The 20,784-nt window shown below is 68.1% G+C and carries 14 protein-coding genes; 4 read left to right on the top strand and 10 right to left on the bottom strand.

Annotation, left to right across the window (positions count from 1 at the left end; genetic code table 11):
• Positions 1 to 14: 14 nt before the first annotated feature.
• The 10 genes from H1D24_RS05105 to H1D24_RS05060 form a co-directional block, all read right to left on the bottom strand.
• The gene (locus H1D24_RS05105; RefSeq protein ID WP_181656152.1) at positions 15 to 1,463 is read right to left on the bottom strand and encodes an FG-GAP-like repeat-containing protein; all 1,449 of its coding nucleotides are present in this window, start codon (positions 1,461 to 1,463) and stop codon (positions 15 to 17) included.
• A gap of 131 nt (positions 1,464 to 1,594) precedes the next feature.
• A complete protein-coding gene (locus H1D24_RS05100; RefSeq protein WP_181656151.1) occupies positions 1,595 to 3,070 on the bottom strand; it encodes an FG-GAP and VCBS repeat-containing protein in 1,476 nt (491 codons plus the stop codon).
• A 273-nt stretch (positions 3,071 to 3,343) separates the two neighbouring features.
• Positions 3,344 to 4,747, bottom strand: a complete 1,404-nt coding sequence (locus H1D24_RS05095) for an FG-GAP-like repeat-containing protein (RefSeq protein ID WP_181656150.1) — start codon at positions 4,745 to 4,747, stop codon at positions 3,344 to 3,346.
• Between the two features lie 14 nt (positions 4,748 to 4,761).
• Positions 4,762 to 6,207 carry an FG-GAP-like repeat-containing protein gene (locus H1D24_RS05090; protein ID WP_181656149.1) on the bottom strand — a complete coding sequence of 482 codons (1,446 nt, stop codon included), beginning with the start codon at positions 6,205 to 6,207 and terminating at the stop codon, positions 4,762 to 4,764.
• A gap of 304 nt (positions 6,208 to 6,511) precedes the next feature.
• A complete protein-coding gene (locus H1D24_RS05085) occupies positions 6,512 to 7,939 on the bottom strand; it encodes an FG-GAP and VCBS repeat-containing protein (RefSeq protein ID WP_181656148.1) in 1,428 nt (475 codons plus the stop codon).
• A 74-nt stretch (positions 7,940 to 8,013) separates the two neighbouring features.
• Positions 8,014 to 9,414 carry an FG-GAP repeat domain-containing protein gene (locus tag H1D24_RS05080; RefSeq protein ID WP_181656147.1) on the bottom strand — a complete coding sequence of 467 codons (1,401 nt, stop codon included), beginning with the start codon at positions 9,412 to 9,414 and terminating at the stop codon, positions 8,014 to 8,016.
• A gap of 191 nt (positions 9,415 to 9,605) precedes the next feature.
• A complete protein-coding gene (locus H1D24_RS05075; RefSeq protein WP_181656146.1) occupies positions 9,606 to 11,906 on the bottom strand; it encodes a (Fe-S)-binding protein in 2,301 nt (766 codons plus the stop codon).
• A 224-nt stretch (positions 11,907 to 12,130) separates the two neighbouring features.
• Positions 12,131 to 12,976: a glutaminyl-peptide cyclotransferase gene (locus tag H1D24_RS05070; protein WP_309484206.1), complete on the bottom strand. Its 846-nt coding sequence runs from the start codon at positions 12,974 to 12,976 to the stop codon at positions 12,131 to 12,133.
• Between the two features lie 207 nt (positions 12,977 to 13,183).
• Entirely contained in the window at positions 13,184 to 15,031 is a 1,848-nt protein-coding gene (locus H1D24_RS05065) for a DUF4012 domain-containing protein (protein ID WP_181656145.1), read from the bottom strand.
• A gap of 18 nt (positions 15,032 to 15,049) precedes the next feature.
• Positions 15,050 to 15,538 (bottom strand): hypothetical protein, encoded by a 489-nt coding sequence (locus H1D24_RS05060; RefSeq protein ID WP_220136379.1) that lies wholly within the window; start codon positions 15,536 to 15,538, stop codon positions 15,050 to 15,052.
• Positions 15,539 to 16,197: 659 nt separating this feature from the next.
• Here H1D24_RS05060 and H1D24_RS05055 point away from each other — a divergent pair.
• From H1D24_RS05055 to H1D24_RS05040, 4 genes are all read left to right on the top strand, one after another.
• Entirely contained in the window at positions 16,198 to 17,208 is a 1,011-nt protein-coding gene (locus H1D24_RS05055; RefSeq protein ID WP_181656143.1) for a UDP-glucuronic acid decarboxylase family protein, read from the top strand.
• A gap of 53 nt (positions 17,209 to 17,261) precedes the next feature.
• Positions 17,262 to 18,140, top strand: coding sequence for a WecB/TagA/CpsF family glycosyltransferase (locus tag H1D24_RS05050; RefSeq protein WP_181656142.1), 879 nt, complete (start codon positions 17,262 to 17,264; stop codon positions 18,138 to 18,140).
• Positions 18,141 to 18,686: 546 nt separating this feature from the next.
• Positions 18,687 to 19,616, top strand: coding sequence for a glycosyltransferase family 4 protein (locus H1D24_RS05045; RefSeq protein ID WP_309484205.1), 930 nt, complete (start codon positions 18,687 to 18,689; stop codon positions 19,614 to 19,616).
• Positions 19,617 to 19,717: 101 nt separating this feature from the next.
• Complete coding sequence (locus H1D24_RS05040; protein ID WP_181656140.1) at positions 19,718 to 20,551, top strand: glycosyltransferase; 834 nt, start codon at positions 19,718 to 19,720, stop codon at positions 20,549 to 20,551.
• Positions 20,552 to 20,784 lie beyond the last annotated feature (233 nt).

Here is a 20,784-nt window from a genome sequence, read left to right as displayed (position 1 = left end):
CTGAGCGACGACGGCTACGGGAGCATCCCGCCGCCGAACTTCGGGTAACCGGACGTGGAGACGCCCGCGGACGCAGCGCCGAAAGCCACCGCGTTCGTCGTGGTCACGCCCGATGACGAGCCGCGCAGGCTCCACAGGGCGCCGTCTGCGCCGTTCTCCCCGTCGGCGCCGACGGAGAGGTCGGCGTGGCCGTCGCCGTTGAGGTCGGCAAGGCGTACGGCCGAGCCGAAGTGGTCGTTGTCCTCGCCCACACCCGGAACGTCCGCGGTGTCCTGGTGGAACATCTTCGCGCTGGACGTGGACAGTCCGGTGGCCGCGCCGCGAAACACGGTTACGGCGCCGGTGAGCGTGTCGGAACCGAGGGTCTCGTAGAACGCGGAGACGGCCGCGTCGGCGCGTCCGTCACCGTCGATGTCTCCGAGCGAGATCGCGAATCCGAAGTTGTCGCTCGTCTCGTCCTCGCCCGGCACTCCGGACGTGTCCTGGTCGATGGTCTGCGACGCTTCCGTGGCGATCCCGCCGGAGCCACCGAGGTAGGTGCTGATGGACCCGCCCTTGTTGCCGTCCAGCCCGCCCGAGTGAGCGCTGGTGACCACGTCGTCGTGGCCGTCGCCGTTGATGTCGCCGACAGCTGCCTGTATGTCGCTCTCCAGTACGGCCTGGAACGCGAGTCCTGAGGACGCGCCCAGGTACACCAGGGTGCCGTAGTACTTGGTGGACGTGTTCGGGAAGTACGTGCCGTTGGCGATCAGATCGTCGGTGCCGTCGCCGTTCACGTCGCCGGTGAGGAGGGAGACGGCGCCGAAGCCGCTGCCGCTCTGGAGGGATGTGGCGAGCTTGTACCTGGACGCGGCACCTGAGGACTTGGTGAAGCCGCCTTTGTGGATCCAGATGTCCTTGCCCGAACTGCCCACGGCCAGGTCCGCCTTGCCGTCCCCACTGAAGTCGCCCACGGCGAGCGACTGGCCGAACCAGTCGTGGGCCGAGGTGGCGGGGTCGCCGATGGTCCGTCCGCCGGACAGGCCGGCCGCGCTTCCCCAGACGACGACGGCGGTCCCGCCGTTGGTGTCGTCGCCGACGTCCTCGCCGGGCGCTCCGACCACGAGATCCGCGTACCCGTCGTTGTTGAGGTCGCCGGAAGCGAGAGCAGAGCCGAAGAAGTCGTTCGCCTCGGCCGTACCGGGGATCCCACTCGTGTTCTGGGTGAGGACCGTGCGTCTCGATGAGCTGATGCCGGATGCAGAGCCGTAGTTGACGACGACTGCTCCGGCGTACTTCGCGGCACCCACGGTGGCCCGGGTAGCCGATGTCACGAGGTCCCGGTACCCGTCGCCGTTGAAGTCGTCCGCGTACTTCGTTGCCGCGGTCGCCGGGTCTGCGACGACCGTGAGCAGCCCGCCCGCAAGGGCAGCGACGGCCGTCGCGGCCGCCAAGGTCGTACGGAGGGGATGCCTTGTGCTCATGTGTCTCCTGAAGTGGGGGATCGAGTGAGGTGGGGGGCACTCGGCCGGTTCGTACCGGTGCTGATCCAGGGGGACGGGCCCGCACCCCCGGAGGAGGGGTGCGGGCCCGGTGGCAGGCGTGAAGCGGTGCCTCAGTTCGCGGCGTTCGCGCCGAACTGGGGGTACGCGTCCGTGGAGACGCCGACCGACGAGGTCGACAGGGAGCGCGCGCCCGTCGTGGTGATCTTGGAGCCGTCGGAGGGCAGGTACGTCACCGAGCCGTTGCCGGTGTTCTCGCCGAGCGCGCCGACGGTGAGGTCGGACGTGCCGTCACCGTTGACGTCGGTGAGCTTGACCTCGGAGCCGAAGTAGTCGTTCTTCTCGTCCGAGCCGGGGACACCCGCCGTGGACTGGGCGAAGTACTGGTAGCCGGAGGACGTGTTCATGCCGGAGGCTGAGCCGTACAGAACGGTCACCGCGCCCGTGTTCACCACGCCGTTCAGATTCTCGCCGGGCGCGGTGACGACCAGGTCCTGGTAGCCGTCGCCGTTGATGTCGCCGAGGGAGAGCTCGCTGCCGAACCAGTCGCCGCGCTCGGAGGAGCCGGGCACGTTGCCGGTGTTCTGGCTGACGGCCGCGGTGGTCGTCGGCCCGTCGGCTGAGCCGTAGGTGACGGTGACCTTGCCGCCGGTGACGGACTCCGGGATGGACGGCTCGGAGGCGTCCTTCGCCGGGTCCCAGTGCTCGCCGGTGACGATGTCGCCGTATCCGTCGCCGTTGACGTCGCCGATGCCGGTGATGACGCCGCGCTTCACCTCCTGCGCGTAGTCGACGTCGAGGCCGGAGGCGGTGCCGGGCACGTAGAAGTTGGTGTTCCAGCCGTAATCGCTGTCGGTCTCGAAGCCGTCGACGACCAGGTCGGTCCTCTGGTCGCCGTTGACGTCGCCCGCCGTCAGGTTGAGCGGGCCGGTGTCGCCGCCGGACTGGATGGCGGGCTTGATGGTGTAACGGCCGCCGTACGTCCCCGTCTTGCTGATGCCGCCCTTGAAGACGTAGATCGTGCTCGACGACGAACCGACCGCGAGGTCCTCCGTGCCGTCGCCGTCGAAGTCGCCCGCGGCGAGCACGGAGCCCCAGCGGTCGTGGGACGAGGGGGACGGGTCCTTGATCGTCGTGCCGCCGGACAGACCGCTCGACGAGCCCCACAGGATCAGCACGGTGCCGCCGTCGGTGTCGCCGTCCACGTCCTCGGCCTCGGCGGAGACCGCGAGGTCGTCGTACCCGTCGGAGTTGAAGTCGCCGTACGCGTTGATCCAGCCGAAGTAGTCGTTCGTCTCGGCGGTGCCCGGTACGCCGGTGCTGTTCTGGCTGAAGCTCCTCGAGCCCGTCGCGGTCACGCCGTTCGCGGAGCCGTACAGGGCGACGATGTTGCCGGCGCCCTTCTTGCCGCCGACGGTCGACGAACCGGCGGAGTAGGCGAGGTCGCCGTAACCGTCGCCGTTGAAGTCGGCCTCGTGGTGGTGGACGGAGTCGGCGGCCGTCGCCGTCGCGGCCGAGAAGGTGAGCAGCCCGCCCGTCAGCGTGGCCGCGGCGGCCGTCGCGAAGGCGAGTCGCAGGTTTTTGTGCATGCGGGTGTCTCCTGCTGCATGCGGGGATGCCGTGCGTGGCATCCGCAGTCAATGGGGTGCGTTCCGCCCGCGTTTGCCGGGAATTCGCCTGGAGTTGGCGCCGGGTTCACGGGTGCGGTCGGCGAACAGGAGACTCGCGTCGGGGCCGGAGGGTTGTACGTGGCTGATGAATCTTTTTTTGAAGCCATGGGGCAGGTGGGGCCTGAAGGGGGCGTGGGCCATACAGGCGCCACGCCCCCACACCACAGGGGCTACGCGTTGCCTGCGCGGCCGCTAGTCCGCCAGTTCCGCCCAGAAGTTGGTGAGGGACTCCAGGCCGAGTACCTCGGTGGTGAGCATCAGGGAGCCCGTGCCTGTCGGACCCGAGGACGTGCCGGGGAGGATGTGGAGGCGGCCCGCTTCCGGTGCGGAGGCGATGAGTTCGGCGCGGCCGTCGCGGGTGAAGTCGCGCAGCAGGACCGACTCGCCGAACCAGGCGTAGTCCGTGGGCTCGCCGTCGACGCCGGTGGTGGCGTAGTCGTACATGCGGGCGTTGTTGCCGGTCAGGCCGGAGGACGAGCCGCGCAGGACCGTGACGCCGCCAGCGGGTGTCTCGGTGTCGCCGATAGCCTCCGACGCGACGCCCACCGCCAGGTCGGGGTAGCCGTCGCCATTGGCATCGGCGGCCGAGACGTCGCTGCCGAAGTAGTCGCCGAACTCTCGGGTGCCGGGGACCCCGGACGTGGACTGGGAGATGGTCTTCACGGAGCTACTGGGGCCGGTGGAGGTGCCGGGCAGGACATAGACCGCGCCGCCGGTGCCCGAGCGGCGGCCGCCGACCGCCAGATCGCCGTATCCGTTCTTGTCGAAGTCGGCGATGGTGCCGCTCGCCTCCATGAGGGAGGCCGACGCTGGCAGGCTCACCTTCTTCGTCTTGGTGGGTCCTCCGGAGCCGCCCTTGTAGAACCAGACACGGTTGCTGTCCGTGTCCCAGTCGAGGCCGAGGACCGCGAAGTCGGCGATGCCGTCCTTGGTGACCTTTCCGGAGACGACGATGTCCGGGGAGATGTTCTCGCCGTCGATCGGGTCGAAGTTGGTGGCGGTGCCGCGTGAGCCGGACTTGGTGAACGGGCCTCGCAGGTACCAGATGTTGTCGCCGTCCACCGCGACCACGTCCTGCCTGCCGTCGGCGTTGAAGTCGCCGACGGCGATGTCGTCGGCGAAGCCACGGTCCTTGTACTTGGGGTTGCGGTACGCGCTTCCGCTGGTCAGGCCGGACGCCGAGCCCCACAGGACGGTGAATGTGCCGTTGTAGTCGCCATCGTTCTCGCCGGGGGCGTTGGCGAGAACGTCCGCGTAGCCGTCCTTGTTCAGGTCCACCGTGGTGATGTCCCTGCCGAAGAAGTCGGACGTCTCGGCCGCACCGGGGATGCCCGCGCTGTTCTGCGAGACGACCGTGCGACGCGCGGGGTCGAGGCCCGTCGCGGAGCCCCAGATGACGACGACCGCACCCGCCTTCGTCTTTCCGCCCACGGTGGCACCCTCGTTGCCGAGGGCGAGGTCGCGGTAGCCGTCGCCGTTGAAATCGTCCTTCGCGACGGTGGTGGCGGCGTGGGCGGCCGGTGCCGCCAGGGTCAGCGGGACGAGGCCCGCGGCGAGGAGGGCGGCGGTGAGGGCCGCCGTGGTGGTTCTGCGCATGGAGTCTCTCCTGGTCAGCCCGCGAGCACGTTGCCGAAGTACGCGAGCCCCGAAGGCCCGCCCAGCGTCGTGCTGTTGAAGGACTTCGAACCCGTGGCGGTGATGCCGGTCGAGGCGGCCTTGAGGTGCCAGGCCGCGCCCGCGCCGTCGTTCTCGCCCATCGCGCCCACGACGAGTTCCGTACGGCCGTCGCCGGCCGCGTCGACGAGGCGGACCGCGTCGCCGAAGTGGTCCTCGGACTCGGCCGTGCCGGGCACGCCCGAGGTGTTCTGGGAGAAGGCCTTGGCGCCGGTGCCGGTCAGGCCCGACGCCGAGCCGCGCAGGACGACCGCCGAGCCCGCGCGCCTGGCCGAGCCGATGGTCTCGTACGCGACGCCGACCGCGATGTCCGCGAACCCGTCGCCGTTCACGTCGCCCGCCGCCAGGCTCCAGCCGAATGCGTCGCCCTTCTCAGCGGTGCCGGGCACGCCGGTGGTGTCCTGGTTGATACGGACGGGGGTGCGGGAGCTCAGGCCGGTGGACGCGCCGTACGTCACCGTCACCGCGCCGCCGAGGCCGCCGTTCGGCTCGCTGGTCGACTTCTCCATGAAGTTGCCGGTGACGATGTCGCCGTAGCCGTCCTTGTCGACGTCGGCGATGACCGCGTCGTAGCCGCCCGCGACCTTGCTGCCGGCCGTCAGGCCGCTCGCCGAGCCCTTGTAGAGGACGCTGCGGGTGCGGTAGCCGCCGGTGATCTCCTGCTGGCCCATGACCAGCAGGTCCGTCGTGCCGTCGCCGGTGACGTCACCTGCGACGATCTTGTCGGTGTTGATGCCGGTCTGCTCGTACGTGTCGATGCCGACGAGTTCCGTAGCCGCGCCCGTGCGGGAGATCGGGCCCTTGAAGACGTTCAGCTCGGGGTAGGCGAGGTTGGCCGCGGCCAGGTCGGTGTCGCCGTCCCCGTCGAAGTCGCCGGTTGCCACGGACCAGCCCAGCTCGTTGAGGTTCTCGGGAAGCGGAGAGGTCAGATTGGTCGCGGTCTTGAGGCCGTCGGCGCCGCCCCAGACCACGGTGATCGTGCCCGAGTCGCCGGTCGAGCCGATCTGCTCGCCGTGCACGCCGACGACCAGGTCCGTGTAGCCGTCGTCGTCGAGGTCGCCCGTGGTCAGGCGGTCGCCGAAGTAGTCGTACGACTCCGGGGTTCCGGGGATGCCGGTGGTGGCCTGGCTGATGATCTGGCGCTTCGAGGTGTCGAGGCCGCTCGCGGTGCCGTAGACGACGGCGACGTAACCGGCGCCGGACTTGGTGGTCACCTTGGCGATGGGCGCGGCGATCGCGAGGTCGCGGTAGCCGTCGCCGTTGAAGTCGCCGGAAAGGCCGGAGGGGGCCGCCGAGGCGGTGGTGGCCGAGAAGGCGAGCAGACCGGCCGTCAGCGTGGCCGCGGAGGCCGTCGCGAGGGCGAGTCGCAGGTGCTTGTGCATGCGGGTTTCTCCTGCGGCATGCGGGGGCGCCTGGCGGGCGCCCGCAGTCGATGGGTGCCGAACCACCCGGGTTTGCCCGGGGTTCATCCGCGCTTTGCACGGCGGTTCGGCGATCAGGAGACCGATGGGACCGGGTGACGGTTGTAAGGAAGTTCGGAGATTCCTGTGGCCGGAGGGGTTGGTGAGGCGGTTGTCGGGCCACCCCGCACTCGGTTGTCGGCCACCCCGCACCCCACGCCCTGCGTGCCGAGCACCGCTCCGTACGCGACCGCCCCCGACTTGCTGGACTGGCGGTGGACGGGTCCTACGTGAGCCGGAGTGAGACGCCGATGTCGGCCGGCGTGAAGAACTGGACCTTCTGTGGGTCGAGCCCCTTTTCCGTACCGCGCAGCACCAGGAATGCTCCACGCCGCTTCTCGTACAGCGGCCCGAAGACGATCACGTCGGAGCGGCCGTCGCCGTCGACATCGAGCAGCGGCGGCTGATGGTTGAACGCGTTCCAGTAGTGCGGGTTGGGGGTGCCGGGCAGGCCCGCGGTCTCTGCGTCGACGGACTGCTCGCCCGTGGCGGACGGCACGCCCGCCGAACTGCCCGGCAGGAGTGTGACCTTGCCGTCGTGCCTCCGGAAGTCCGGGGTGTTCACCACGACGTCGGGCCTCTTGTCGCCGTTGACGTCGCCGACGGCGGGCGACGATCCGAAGTCGATACGGCGTTTTCCAGCGATGACGGTCGCCTCACGGCCCGTGCCGAGGCCGGACTTCGCTCCGTACATGATGGTGAGCGCCCCACCGGTGCCGGGCATGTCAGCGGGGGCGACGGCGAGTTGGGTGGGCAGCAGCAGATCGTCGGTGCCGTCGCCGTCCGCGTCGCCCGTGGCCGGGGTGCGGGGGCCGTCGAAGGTGGAAACGGCCTCGGCGATACGGGCCTCCGGGCCCCCGACGCGCACGAGGCCCTGCTCGCTGCCCTCGTAGTACGCGACGGTGTGCAGGTCGGAGGGGGCCGTCTCGTCCTCCTCCGCGTCGAAGCTGTAGGTGAGGACCACTTCGGCGCGGCCGTCGGCGTCGAAGTCTCCCGTGGTGGCGCTGGACGGGGCGGCGTAACCGTGCTGCCCGAGATCGAGATCGGCGGTCCGCTCCGGCTTTCCCGAGCGGCCGAACGGGCCGTAGAGCAGGCGCCCGCTGGTCGCCGATGTGCCCCCCATCGGCGGGCCGGAGCCCTTGGTGCCGGCATCCAGCACATCGGCCGAGCCGTCTCCGTCGAAGTCCGCGACCGCGAGCGGCCGGGTGCCCTGAGGGACGTCGAGCGCCTTGGGCGTGTCCAGCCCGCGCGCACCGCCGTACATGACGAATACCTGCTGGCGCGGCGATGTGCTGTCCGGTGCCGACGGGCCGCGGCTGCCGACCAGATCCGTGAAGCCGTCGCCGTCGAGGTCGGCGCGGAGAAGGGGACCGGTGAACCATGCGTCGCTGCCCGAGCCCTCGGGGATGCGCACCGCCCAGTCGGTGTTGAGGCCCTTCTTCGAGCCGTACACGATGACCAGGGTCGTCTTGGACCGCTTGCGGTCGCGGTCGGTGGCGGTGACGACGTGGATGTAGTCGTCGTAACCGTCGCCGTTGAAGTCGCCGGGATCCGGGTCGGCGGCGGGCTTGCCGGGGGGCGGGGTGCCGTTGGACTTCTGGTCGTCACTGCCGCCGTCACCGCCCCCGCCACCGCCGCACGCGGCGAGCGCCATGGCGCAGCACAGGGCGACCGCGCACCGTCCGACCGCCCTGCGCCTCGCCGCTCGCCTCCGCGGCCTCCGCGTCATCAGGATCCCCCCAAGAACTCGGCGGTGGAGAAGGTCACTTCCGGCTCCACCGCGACCAGACCGCTCTTCCTCCCCGGAAAGAGCGCCACCGTATCCTTCGTCTCCCCGCGATACGTCCGTACGACGAGATCAGCCCGTTTGTCCCCGTCGAAGTCGGCGACGGCGAGGAGCTGGGTGGAGCCCTGCGCCGCCGGTGCCACGGTGACCGCGCCTGCCGCCGAGAGACCCTTCGAGCGCCCCTTGAAGATCTGCAACCGGTCGCCGCCGACAACGAGTTCGCTCAGCCCGTCGCCGTCGAGGTCACCGGCCGCCAGGACTGCGCCGGCTCCGGCGGTACCCGACCGGGAGAGGCTTCCGCGCAGGGTGCCGGGCACGTCGTAGCGCAAGGCGACCCCGTCGCTCGTGCCGATCGCGGCGTCCGTGCCCCGGCCCTTGCCGAAACGGCCGAACGCCACGGCGGAGCCCGCCGGGAAGACGCTCCCGGTACGGGTGGGGCCGGCCGGACCCCCGAGGACGAGGCTCGACGCCGACTCGGGGGAGGCGGTGGCGCGCACCAGCACGTCGTCGTAGCCGTCGCGGTTGACGTCGACGGAGGGCCCGACGGGGACGTTCCCGGGCGCGGCCAGCGGAGTGCCGGCGGCTCGGGGGGAGCCCTTACGGCTGAAGGGCCCGCGCAGATAACTGATCCGGCTGTCCGACGCGTGCACGACGAGGTCCATGGCGCCGTCCCCGTCGAAGTCGCCGCACACGGACTGGTCGGGCCAGTCGTTGCCGAACCGGGCACGGGCGGGGATGCGCACGGTCACGGCCTTGCCGGCCAGCCCCTTCGGCGAACCGAAGAGCAGCTGCAACGGCACCGGCGGCTGCCCCTGACCGTCGTACGGCGGGTCGGTGGAGACGACGAGGTCGGTGAAGCCGTCGTCGTCGAGATCGCAGGAGGCCTCGGCGTCGAAGGCGGCGGGCAGCTGACCCTTGGTCGGTGCGGCGTACTCGGCGGGGCTCAGCAACTGCCGCGCACCGGGCACGAGTCCCTGCCCTCGCCCTTGCCCGCCGCCGTACACGACCCCGATGCCGGCGTCGTCGCCGTGCAGCTCGTCCGGGCCCTTCACCAGGTCGTTGAGGACGAGATCGCGGTGCCCGTCGCCATTGAAGTCGTCGGCGACGCGGCTGCCCTTGCCGCGGGGCACGGGCAGGCGCGGGGTGCCCCCGTCCTTGCCGGGAGCCCTGGAAGCACCAGCCGTCCTGGTCGCCTGCTGATGCTTCGTGGCGGACCCGCCGTCATGCGCGAGTTCGCCGCAGCCGGAGAGCAGGAGAGCGCAGCCCAGGACGGCGGCGGTGGCTCGTAGACCGGTGTGGCGGTGGCGCTGACTTCTGCTTCCTGCGCTCGGTATAGGCACCATCCACCTCAATGGCATCGGCATCACGGACAACAACAACCGGCTCATGATGCTCTTGTTTCACCGGCCACGTAAGGGCAGGGCGGACAACGAGGCACCAGGCGGCACGAGGAGGCATGCGAAGGGCCGGGCCCCAGACGGGAACCCGGCCCTTCGCGTTGCGTACGAAGCGTACGGAACGGTACGAACCTTGCCTACTTGACGGGCTCCGGCTCCGGCTCGCTCTCCGCCTCGGCCTCGCCCGCCGGGGGCGGGTTGTCGGCAGGTGTCTTCACCGAGTCGAGCAGCAGTTGCGCGACGTCCACGACCTGCAGCGACTCCTTGGCCTTTCCGTCGTTCTTCTTGCCGTTGACCGAGTCGGTCAGCATGACGAGGCAGAACGGGCAGGCGGTGGAGACGATGTCCGGGTTGAGGGACAGCGCCTCGTCGACGCGCTCGGTGTTGATGCGCTTGCCGATCCGCTCTTCCATCCACATCCGGGCACCGCCGGCGCCGCAGCAGAAGCCGCGCTCCTTGTGGCGGTGCATCTCCTGCTGGCGCAGGCCCGGGACCTTGTCCATGATCTCGCGCGGCGGCGTGTAGATCTTGTTGTGGCGGCCCAGGTAGCAGGGGTCGTGGTAGGTGATCAGACCGTCGACGGGGGTGACGGGGATCAGCTTGCCCTCGTCGATGAGGTGCTGCAGCAGCTGCGTGTGGTGGATGACCTCGAACTCGCCGCCGAGCTGCGGGTACTCGTTCGCGATCGTGTTGAAGCAGTGCGGGCAGGTGGCGACGATCTTCTTGGCGGACTTGGGCTTCTTGGTGCTCTCGTCCTCGTCGTCCTCGCCGAAGGCCATGTTCAGCATGGCGACGTTCTCCTGGCCGAGCTGCTGGAAGAGCGGCTCGTTGCCCAGACGGCGGGCGGAGTCACCGGTGCACTTCTCGTCGCCGCCCATGATCGCGAACTTGACGCCCGCGATGTGCAGCAGCTCCGCGAAGGCCTTGGTGGTCTTCTTGGCCCGGTCCTCCAGGGCGCCCGCGCAGCCGACCCAGTAGAGGTAGTCGACCTCGCTGAGGTCCTCGATGTCCTTGCCGACGACCGGCACCTCGAAGTCGACTTCCTTGGTCCACTCGAGACGCTGCTTCTTGGCGAGCCCCCAGGGGTTGCCCTTCTTCTCCAGGTTCTTGAGCATCGTCCCGGCCTCGCTCGGGAAGGCGCTCTCGATCATGACCTGGTAGCGGCGCATGTCGACGATGTGGTCGACATGCTCGATGTCGACCGGGCACTGCTCCACGCACGCACCGCAGGTGGTGCAGGACCACAGGACGTCCGGGTCGATGACGCCGCCCGCGGCGAAGCCGCTGTCAGTCGCAGCCTCGACGGTGCCGATCAGCGGCCGCTCGGCCTCGGCGAGCGCCGCGGCCGGGACGTCCTTCAGCTGCTCTGCGGTCGCCTTCTCCTCGCCCTCCATGGTCTTGCCGCCGCCGGCGAGCAGGTAGGGGGCCTTGGCGTACGCGTGGTCGCGCAGCGACATGATCAGCAGCTTCGGCGACAGCGGCTTGCCGGTGTTCCAGGCGGGGCACTGCGACTGGCAGCGACCGCACTCGGTGCAGGTCGAGAAGTCCAGCAGGCCCTTCCAGGAGAACTGCTCGACCTGGGAGACGCCGTAGATGTCGTCCTCGCCTGGGTCCTCGAAGTCGATCGGCTTGCCGCCGGACGTCATGGGCTGGAGTGCGCCCAGCGCGGTGGAGCCGTCGGCGTTCCGCTTGAACCAGATGTTCGGGAAGCCGAGGAAGCGGTGCCAGGCGACACCCATGTTGGTGTTCAGCGAGACCGTGATCATCCAGATGAGCGAGGTGCCGATCTTGATCATCGCGGTGAAGTAGATGAGGTTCTGCAGCGCGCCGACGCTCAGCCCCTTGAAGGCCAGGACCAGCGGATACGAGACGAAGTACGCGGCCTCGTAGTGCTCCACATGGTGGATGGCGCCCTCGAGACCGCGCAGGGCCAGGATCGCCAGACCGATGGTGAGGATCACGTACTCGACGAAGTACGCCTGCCAGGCCTTGGAGCCCGCGAACCGCGACTTGCGGCCGGCCCGCGACGGCAGGCTCAGCAGCCGGATCACGATCAGCACCAGGATGCCGACGACCGTCATCAGGCCGATGAACTCGATGTACATCTCGAACGGCAGGAAGCCGCCGATCGCCGGCAGCGTCCAGTCGGCCTCGAAGAGCTGCCCGTACGCCTGGGCCAGCGTCGGCGGCAGGGTCAGAAAGCCGATCGCGACGAACCAGTGCGCGAAGCCGACGATCCCCCACCGGTTCATCCGGGTGTGGCCCAGGAACTCCTTGACCAGGGTGATCGTCCGCTGCTTGGGGTTGTCCGTGCGGCTGCCGGCGGGCACGGGCTGACCGAGCGTGATGAACCGGTAGATCTGGGCGACGGCTCGGGCAATGAGCGCAACGCCGACCACGGTCAGCACCAGCGACACGATGATCGCGGCGAGTTGCATTTGGGGGCTCCTCGGGCCTGCGAGGTGGTGCTTCAGCGGGGTGCTTCAGCGGATCTTCAGTGATTACTAAGCAGTAACTTATGCAGTCCGTCTGAGACTACCCAACATATGCCGCCGTGCTGTAGTCGCGCGTGCGGTGATCTGCGTCGCTGAGGGTTGCCTTGCCCCTGGCTGCGGTGGCGGCCCCATCCGGCCGCTGCTGAACAGGGCCCATGTGTTCGCCGCTACCGTTCGGATGGCATCTGCCGCACTGCTGGTGCTGGGGAGGAGACGAACTTGACACGGAACATCTTGGGCCACAGCTTGCCGGTGAGCAGGAACTGATCGGTGCCGGGGACGGCGGCGACGCCGTTCAGGACGGCTCCGTGCACTCTTTCGTTCGGGGGCAACAGGCCCGTGGCGTCGATTTCCCCCGTCACCGCGCCGGTGCTGGCGTCAATGCGTACGATCCGGTCAGTGAAGAGGACGTTGGCGTACACGAGATCGCCGACACATTCGAGTTCGTTCAACGCCGTGACCGGCCGCCCATGGGCCGTGACGGCCACGTCGCCTTGCTTCGCCAGCGTCTTCGGATCCCGGAAGGTGAGTCGGGACGATCCGTTGCTCGTCACCAGCCGGTTGCGTTCCCGCTGGTGGCAGAGGCCCCAGCCGTCGTCCTGGTAGGAGACCCGGCGCAGTTCTGACAGGGTCCTTGCGTCGCGTTCGATCGCGATGCCGTTCTGCCATGTGAGCTGCCACAGAGTGCGGCCGAGGACGGTGATCCCCTCACCGAAGAGCGGCGCGGGCATCGTGACGCGGAGTGTGGGGCTCTTGCCGGGCAGGCCCGCCCGAACAGAGGACTGCCCGGCAATGCCGGTGCTCTCGTAAAGCGTGCCGCCGGCCATCTCCAGTCCCTGGGTGAATGCCTCGGCGTCATGGGGAAGGGTCTCGAGCACCTTTGGTCGCAACTGCTCGGTCCCTCTTGCAGCCCGCACCGGCGCAACCGCAGCCGGGCTTCCGTGTTCTGCCGCCGCGGCACAGGAAGTGAGCAGCGCCGTCAGGAGTACAGCCGCCGTCACGATGGGCGTCACCGGCCTCGGCCTGCTCGGCTTCGTGGCACCCATCGACACCATCCTTCGCGGCTGGTTCCGAGCATCACTCTGAGTCATCGGAGCTGCGGCGCCTGGTGACGTCCGACAGTGCTTGCTCGTCACAGACGGTTCCGATCAGCGGATTCGGTCGACTCGAATTCGGGCAACTCGGTGGACTGGGATGCGCAGAAAGGGGCGGGCATCTGGTCAGGCCTGGCACGATCGCCCCGGCGTCACCGTGGCCTGGAGCGGGATCACCAGTGGCTGCCGCTGAAGCACAGGGGCGCGGTCTGAAAGCGGCTCCCGAAGGTGCAGCACCAGCGTGCGGCTGGACTGGGCGGGCAGTTCCAGATCGAAGGTGTAGACGGGATGGCCGCGTTCGACGGAGGAGTGCAACATGACCGGGCGACCGTCGAGGGTGGTCCTGGTCAGGCTGGCGCCCACGCTGGCGTAGTAGGACACCAGCAGCCGGTTGTCGCCGGGCCGCGTGCGATAGGGCCGCTTGTCGAGCCGCTGGGTGACGTAGGTGGGGAGTCCGGAGGCCGGTGCCCGGTTGACGAGAGTCACGGTCGCGGTGACGGATCGGTCGTTCGGGGTGCAGCGGCCCGGCGTCCAGGTCAGGCGGCGATCCAGGTAGTAGTCCAGCTTGGTGCCGGCCGCGTTGTTCACGATGAGTCCGGCGAACGGCCCGGGGGTGTCGGGCAGCGCACCACCGAACAGACGTGATTCGAGAAGACGCTGTTCGGACTGGCGGGCGCTCCAGAGCTTGAGACGTCCCTCCTGCTGGGCCTCGTGAACAGCACGGACCATCGCGGGGATCAGCCGCGGATCGTCGGCCGCGTCCATCAGCCGAGCGGCGGCGGCGCGGGCCGCATCAATGAAGAATGCCTTGCGTGCCAGGACGTCCTCGTGGGTCGCGTAGCTGGCCCTCATGGTGAGATCCACCGCGTTGTCGGCGGTGAGGGCTGTCCCGTCGGGTAGTCGGGCCGGTCCGGTGGCACGCAGAAGCAGGCTCAGGGTGCTGGGGTCGAGAGCGATGACACCGTCCACGCGCTGACCGCTGTGCTTCCGCCATGCCGCGGTCCAGATGCGGGCGGCATGGGGAAAATGCGGGCTGACATTTGAGTTGACCCAGACGCGGGTGGGGGCGTGTCTTCCGTACAGGGCCGCGTATTCGGCTCCCAGATTCACGTCGGCGCTGGTGTGCCCCAGCTCAGTGTCATTGCCGAAGCGCTCGAAACGCAGTCGGCCGTTGTCGGCGCTGAGCACGGCGAAGGCCCCCGGCAGCCCACCAGTACCGCGTGCTTCGGCTGTGTTCTGGAAGACCAGGAGGTAGCGTCGTGTCCCCTGTGCCCCGAGCATCGGCGGAAGCGCGCGAGCTGCGACAGAGGCGTCGGCCGCGGCCGTGCTGAGACGGTCGAGTTGCCGGGACAACTGTGTATGTGCCCGGTCCGCAGCCCGCAGCCAGGTGGAGCTGGGCAGTTCGCGGACTTCGCTCCGCACCTCGGCTGCGACGTGCGCGGCTCGGGCGATCGCCGGGGCCTGGCCTTGCAACGCCGCGAGGATCTGTGGAACGCCGCCCTTGCGTGCGTCGACAGTGATTTCGGGGACGGCACGCACCAGCGGTGGCAGGACCTCGCCGGTCAGCCTGTCGGCGGCGTACGCGGCACCGCGCACTGTTCGGACAGGTTCCCCGATGAAGGGCAGGTGAGCGCCCGGATACCAGGCAGGACCGGTGGTGAGACGATGCGCTCGCGCGGCATGCTCCGCCGCGGAGCGCATCGCTGCATCCAGGCCGGACTGTCGTGTGGCAGCTGCGGCAGTGCTGCTCGCCGCCGAAGCGGTGCCGAACGACTGCCGCAGCTTGTCCAGGTCCTGCTGGGCCGCCAGCAGCTCGGACCGGGCGAGTAGACCGGTGACGACAATCCAGGCCGCGCCCGCAAGGAGCAGACCGGTGGCGACCAGCAGCAGAGTTCTTGCTGGACGGCGGAGGCCACCGAGGCGGAGGTCGCGTGCGTCCTGGACGGGCCCAGGACGCACGTAAGAGCGCGGCATGTGCATGCTCTGACTCCGTCAAGAACGCGTGCGCCGGCGCATGACCACCAGGGTTCCTGCGCCAGCGACGATCAACCCTGCCGCCGCCGCACCGGTGATAAGCAACTTGGTGTCGCTACCGGTGTCCGCGAGGTGGGGGTATTCCCCCTTCCCATACCCGGGGCCGGGGTACCCGTCCTTCCCACGGCCGATCACGGTGATGTTGGCCGCGAGGATAGGGTCCCGGTCCTCGGGGACGAGTTCGAAGACGTGCAGACCTGGCTTGGCCCTTCTGGGAATGGTGAACGTCCCTGACACGTTGCCCTCCGCGTCGGCGCGGAATGTGCCGAGAACTTTCACTCGCGAGAAGAAAAGTTCGTTCCCCTCCTCAAACGACTCCAAGCCCGTTGCGTTGTAGCTGATCGTCTGTCCTGGGAGCCCTGTGGTGTCGGTGAGGGTCAGACCCGGCCCTGGCGGGTACTGCGCGTGGGCGGTCCCTGCGCCCACCAGTGGTGCGGTGACGAGCACAGCAGCCGCAGCTGCTGAGGCCACTGAGGCTCGCCATTTTGACGATGTCGGCATCTTTCCCCACGCTCCTCGATCGAGTTCAGGGCCGGCGGCAGCGCAGGCCGTGACAGCAAGATTGGATACCTGAATAAATGGGACATAGCGACATCGAATAACAGGGCGGTCCTCAGAAGTCACCGGATGGGGGAGCAGCCGGTCCCTGATGGGCGCACAGGTTCCCGCGCCGTGACCACGCATTCAGAGAACCCGTCAGCTCTGCTCGCCGGAGCGCCGATTCCAACATCGGCTGCATGGTGCGCTGTGGACGTGGTGGCTCTTGACGGGTGCAGGGCCGGGAGCGTGAGTGCTGCCATGTCCAACGCGTTGAGACAGAGTCAGGTGGGTGTTGCGACCGGCGTGATGGTGACGGGGCTGGCTGCGAGTGCTCGTCGCCTGTGCGGGGTTCCAGTGGCAGGATCGCCGAACCCGGGCAGCTGATTCTTCATACTGCCGATCAGGGGAAAACGAACGACTCCTTGGGTACGTGCGTGAAACGGCGGACTCCCGGCCTGTAGTAACTCTTCTTGAGGGCGGGTCAAAAACATATGCCAGCCTGGGTTGTCGGCGACATTCCGAGCTGTCCGGTGAGGGCACCTCAGGGTGCGGACGAGAGGGCAGTGATGCGTGCAGTAGTTACTGGTGGTGCCGGTTTCATTGGCTCTCACCTGTGTGAACGCCTGCTTGCTGCAGGCGGCGACGTCGTGTGCGTGGACGACTTCCTTACCTCCACGCCGCATAACATCGACCATTTGAGGGACTCTCCCGGATTTCACTTCATTCGCGCGGATGTGAATCAGGGACTGAATGTGGAAGGCCCTGTGGACGCCGTCATTCATATGGCGTCTCCAGCTTCCCCCGTGGATTATTTGCGGCTCCCGCTGCAAACGCTGCGTACCGGGTCAGCGGGCACATGGAACGCTCTCGATCTGGCCGCAGAGAAACGTGCCCGTTTCCTGCTGACCTCGACGTCGGAGTCGTACGGCGACCCGCAGGTTCATCCGCAGCCCGAGAGTTACTGGGGGCATGTCAACCCCGTCGGCCCGCGGTCCGTCTACGACGAGGCCAAGCGCTTCAGCGAGGCGCTGACCGCGGCATACCGTCGGACTCTCGGCATCGACGCCAAGATCGTTCGTATCTTCAACACCTTCGGCCCGCGGATGCGCGCCGACGACGGACGTGCCATCCCCACTTTCATCTGCCAGGCACTGCGCGGAGAACCCCTCACTGTCACCGGGGACGGCAGCCAGACCCGGTCCTTGTGCTACGTCGACGACCTCGTTGAGGGACTGCTGCGCATGCTGGAGAGCGACCACGGGGGACCGGTCAATCTGGGCAATCCGCACGAGGTCACCATGTACGAGCTCGCCCAGTGGATCACCAAGCTCACCGGATCTGCATCCCCGCTGACGACGATTCCGAGGCCCCAGGATGATCCGGAGAGACGGCGCCCGGACATCACCCTGGCCCGTGAGCTGCTGGGCTGGGAGCCCACAACGCCTGTCGAGCACGGGCTGCGCGAGACGATCGCGTGCTTCCGTCGCCGCTTGAGCACAGACGGCATCGGAGGGATCGGCCTGCAGCAGAAGCGCACCCCTCCGGTGATCGTGACCCGCACCGCGGTGCAGTCGTGATCAAGTCAGTAGAGTCGGACAAAACCCTCCGTCATACGGCCAAGGTCGAGTGCATGGGCATTCCCATCACCGCGCACACGCCTCTTGGCGCGGCGCGTCAGGTCCTGACGCTCGCGGATCAGATGCGCAGAACGCGCGAGGCCGCGGATCCCGAGGCCGCCACAGGGACAGCCACGGGGGCTGCCCCAAGGGTCGGCACAGGGCGTGGCAGTGACGTTCATCTGTGCAACGCCTACACGCTCGCGCTCGCCGACCGGGACCCGGAGCTGGGGGACGTCCTGCGATCGGCGTCCCTCAACCTCCCGGACGGCCAGCCGGTGGTGTGGGCCAACCGTCTGCTGCACCGGGACAAGACCATGCCGGGCATCCGGGTTTACGGCCCCGACCTCGTCCTGAACGTCTTCGAGCTCAGCCAGGGCACCGGACTGCGCCACTACCTGCTCGGCTCGACCCCGCAGGTGCTCGGCTCCCTGCGACGGGAGCTACACAGGCGGTTTCCCCGTGCCGTCATCGCAGGCGCGTGCTCGCCGCCCTTCCGGCCTCTCACCATGCAGGAGCGGCGGGGACAGGAGGAGGAGATCCGCGCCTGCGGTGCGGACATCGTCTGGGTGGGCCTCGGCACCCCGCTGCAGGACCGCAAGGCGGCCGAACTGTGTGTCTCACTGCCCGTGGTCGCCGTGGCGGTCGGTGCCGCCTTCGACTTCATCGCCGGAACCAAACGGCAGGCGCCGTCTTGGATGCAGTGCAACGGGTTGGAATGGCTGTTCCGGCTGGGGTGCGAACCGCGCCGCTTGTGGCGTCGCTACCTGTTCGGCAACGCCCGGTTTCTCCAAGGTGTCGCCTGCCAGGCGCTCGGCAAGGGCGTGCTCCGGTCCGCAGGGGCAGGAAGCCCAGTTGGTGCCCAACGCAAGGCATGCAGGCCGGCCAGTTGATCCTGGCTTCCCCGCGACGACTCGCCGCACGTGTGGTCGGGGGAGGCATACCCGAAACCAAGAATGCTCTCGGTGTACGGGCGCCGAGGGCGTCCCGCACAGGGGAACAGCCGCGCCGATGGTGACTGAAGCAAGGTCGCCATGGCACCGGCCTCAGGCACTGGAGGTGTGTCCAGCTTGAAAAGCCATGCGCGAAGGGCCTGGCAAGATTCCGCAACCAAGAGCGCGCGGGGGTCGCACAGATCCGCGAGTGGCCGAGGCGGCGGGGGCCCCAGGCAAAGCCGACGGCGGGTCCTGTTGGTGCAGCCGTACCTTCCTGGCTACCGGACCGGCTTCTACGAACGGCTCCAGACACTCCTCGAAACCGAGGGCATCACGCTGGAGGTGCTCTACGGGACCCCTGCCTCCGTCCAGGCGGCCAGAAGGGACTCCGCGCACTGCGCCTGCGCGAGGCAGGTGCCCACGCGACAAGTGTCCATTCCGGGTGGAAGATCCTTGACCTGGCGCCACCTGCGGAATCGGGCGGCCTCCGCTGACGCGGTCGTAGTGGAGCAGGCACTGCAGAACCTCGACACGTATCCCCTGCTGCTGAGGCAGCAGATCGCACGGTTCGCCGGCCATGCTCCTCCAGTGGCATTCTGGGGACACGGCCGGACGTATACCAAGCCGGTGACCCGCATCGAGTCATTGGCCAAGGACGCGCTGACGCGGCGCGGTGCCTGGTTCTTCGCCTATACAGAAGGCGGGGCTGCACATCTCACCGCGCGGGGCTTTCCCGCCGACCGGATCACCGTCGTACGCAACTCTGTCGATACGACGGCGCTCGCCGAAGACTGTGAACGCGCCGAGGAGGCCGGGACTCGGGAGCATGTCGAGGCCGCGCTGTTGAGGAAACAGTTCGATCTGGTCCCCGGCCGCACCGCGCTGTTCCTGGGCGGACTGGACGCTCCCAAACGAATCCCCTTCCTTCTGGAATCCGCAAGGCAGATCGCCGCGGAACTTCCCGGCTTCCGCCTGCTGGTCGCAGGGGACGGCGCCGACCGGCTCCTGGTGGACGACGCCGCCTCTCAGCCCGGCAGCCCGGTGGTGGCACTGGGGCGTGCGACGGGAGCGCGCACCGCGCTGCTCGGCGCGGTCAGCGACGTCATGCTGATGCCGGGCCGTGTCGGCCTGTGCGCGGTTGACTCCTTCGCCCTGCGGACACCGGTCGTCACCACAGACTGGCCCTGGCACGCCCCGGAGTTCGAGTACCTCACTCACGGCCGCAACTCCCTGATCACGCCGGATTCCCTGGATGCCTATGTTGGGGCCGTGACGGCGCTGTTGAACGCCCCTCGGCGCCTGCACGTGCTCCAGGCCGCCTGCCGGAAGGACGCCGCCGCCTACACGGTCGAGGAAATGGCCCGGCGTTTTTGCGACGGATTGCTCCAGTTGATGGGAACACCCACGTCTGCCTGCAGTGTTCACGACCACTGACGAATCGAGGCTAGCTGTGGTCCAGCGGTCCGCCATGCTGTCCGAGCCGGATATTCGACACGTGACAGCAGACCTGAATCAGTCCATTCGATACTGCAGCCATGGCTGTTGAGCACATTCTCCTCACGCGGTTCAATGTGCGGTTCATGGACGACCAGGAACCGCCTCCTGAGGAATGGGTGGCTGCCAGGTTTCCCATCTTTCGCGACCTGTGCCTGCCATCCGTCCGTCGCCAGCGACGTGCGCCTCGACAGTGGTTCGTGTTCTGTGACGCTCGAACGCCGCAGCGTTGGCGCGGCCAGATCGAGAAGCTCTCGGCTGACGGTGTTTTCCAACCTGTCTGGGTGGAAGGTGGGTTCGGTCCGACATCAGTGAACAAGGCCATCTCCACAGCCGGGCTGGGTCGGCAGAAATATTTGATCACCAGTCGTCTCGACTGTGACGATGCGCTGGCGCCACATTACGTCGAGGCCGTTCAAAGACAGCTCGGCAAGGTCGACGGTGCCTACTTCGTCAACCTTGTGTTTGGTTACCAGATGTCTGCCGGGCGGTTCTACCTGCGCCCGTACATCGCTAACCCGTTCATCTCCTATATCGAGCCGAATTTGCCCGGGCGTCCGTGGGGTACGGTGTTCTGCAGATCTCACCATATGATCACGGATCACCCTCAGGTGCAGGTCCGATGCCGACCCGCGTGGCTTCAGGTGATCCATGGGCACAATCTCGCCAACCAGGTCACAGGCATTCGTTCCGCGGGCCGGATGCCAGCGCGCCTGTTCGGCGTCCCCGAGCAGTACCTGACCAACAACGACTCGGTTGTGACGATGGCTGCTGAACACGCCGCATCGGCCCTCAGGTTCGTCACCGGCTCTCTGCAGGACGATGCGAAGCGAGCCAGGCTCCGCAATGCGATCAGGTCCCACCTGACGAACTAATCCCGTCTTGAGCTGACGTTGGCCGTGCTGGTCCTGCGACAACACCCACGGCCTGCTTAAAACGCTCTCGCGGCTCATCCCCATACGGGAATTAAATTCCTCTTGGCTCATCCGGATGAGTGGTTCTCAAATGACACCCATTCCTCATACGGTTATGAGAGGTGGGCAGGTCAATACGATCGGGGTTGGGTGCTATGGAAGGGTGTGACCATATGCCTTGCATGCAGGTTACC

It is taken from the genome of Streptomyces himalayensis subsp. himalayensis (genome assembly GCF_013778455.1).
In the GTDB taxonomy this organism is placed as follows: Bacteria; Actinomycetota; Actinomycetes; order Streptomycetales; family Streptomycetaceae; genus Streptomyces; species Streptomyces himalayensis.
This window is presented reverse-complemented; position numbering and strand designations above follow the sequence as displayed.

Bases quoted from the DNA above. Each gene is read 5' to 3' on its own strand.
- H1D24_RS05065 (WP_181656145.1), bottom strand. From the start codon at position 15,031: ATGCCGCGCTCTTACGTGCGTCCTGGGCCCGTCCAGGACGCACGCGAC.
- H1D24_RS05075 (WP_181656146.1), bottom strand. From the start codon at position 11,906: ATGCAACTCGCCGCGATCATCGTGTCGCTGGTGCTGACCGTGGTCGGC.
- H1D24_RS05105 (WP_181656152.1), bottom strand. From the start codon at position 1,463: ATGAGCACAAGGCATCCCCTCCGTACGACCTTGGCGGCCGCGACGGCC.
- H1D24_RS05055 (WP_181656143.1), top strand. From the start codon at position 16,198: ATGCGTGCAGTAGTTACTGGTGGTGCCGGTTTCATTGGCTCTCACCTG.
- H1D24_RS05080 (WP_181656147.1), bottom strand. From the start codon at position 9,414: ATGGTGCCTATACCGAGCGCAGGAAGCAGAAGTCAGCGCCACCGCCAC.
- H1D24_RS05040 (WP_181656140.1), top strand. From the start codon at position 19,718: ATGGCTGTTGAGCACATTCTCCTCACGCGGTTCAATGTGCGGTTCATG.
- H1D24_RS05050 (WP_181656142.1), top strand. From the start codon at position 17,262: ATGGGCATTCCCATCACCGCGCACACGCCTCTTGGCGCGGCGCGTCAG.
- H1D24_RS05095 (WP_181656150.1), bottom strand. From the start codon at position 4,747: ATGCGCAGAACCACCACGGCGGCCCTCACCGCCGCCCTCCTCGCCGCG.
- H1D24_RS05090 (WP_181656149.1), bottom strand. From the start codon at position 6,207: ATGCACAAGCACCTGCGACTCGCCCTCGCGACGGCCTCCGCGGCCACG.
- H1D24_RS05100 (WP_181656151.1), bottom strand. From the start codon at position 3,070: ATGCACAAAAACCTGCGACTCGCCTTCGCGACGGCCGCCGCGGCCACG.
- H1D24_RS05085 (WP_181656148.1), bottom strand. From the start codon at position 7,939: ATGGCGCTCGCCGCGTGCGGCGGTGGCGGGGGCGGTGACGGCGGCAGT.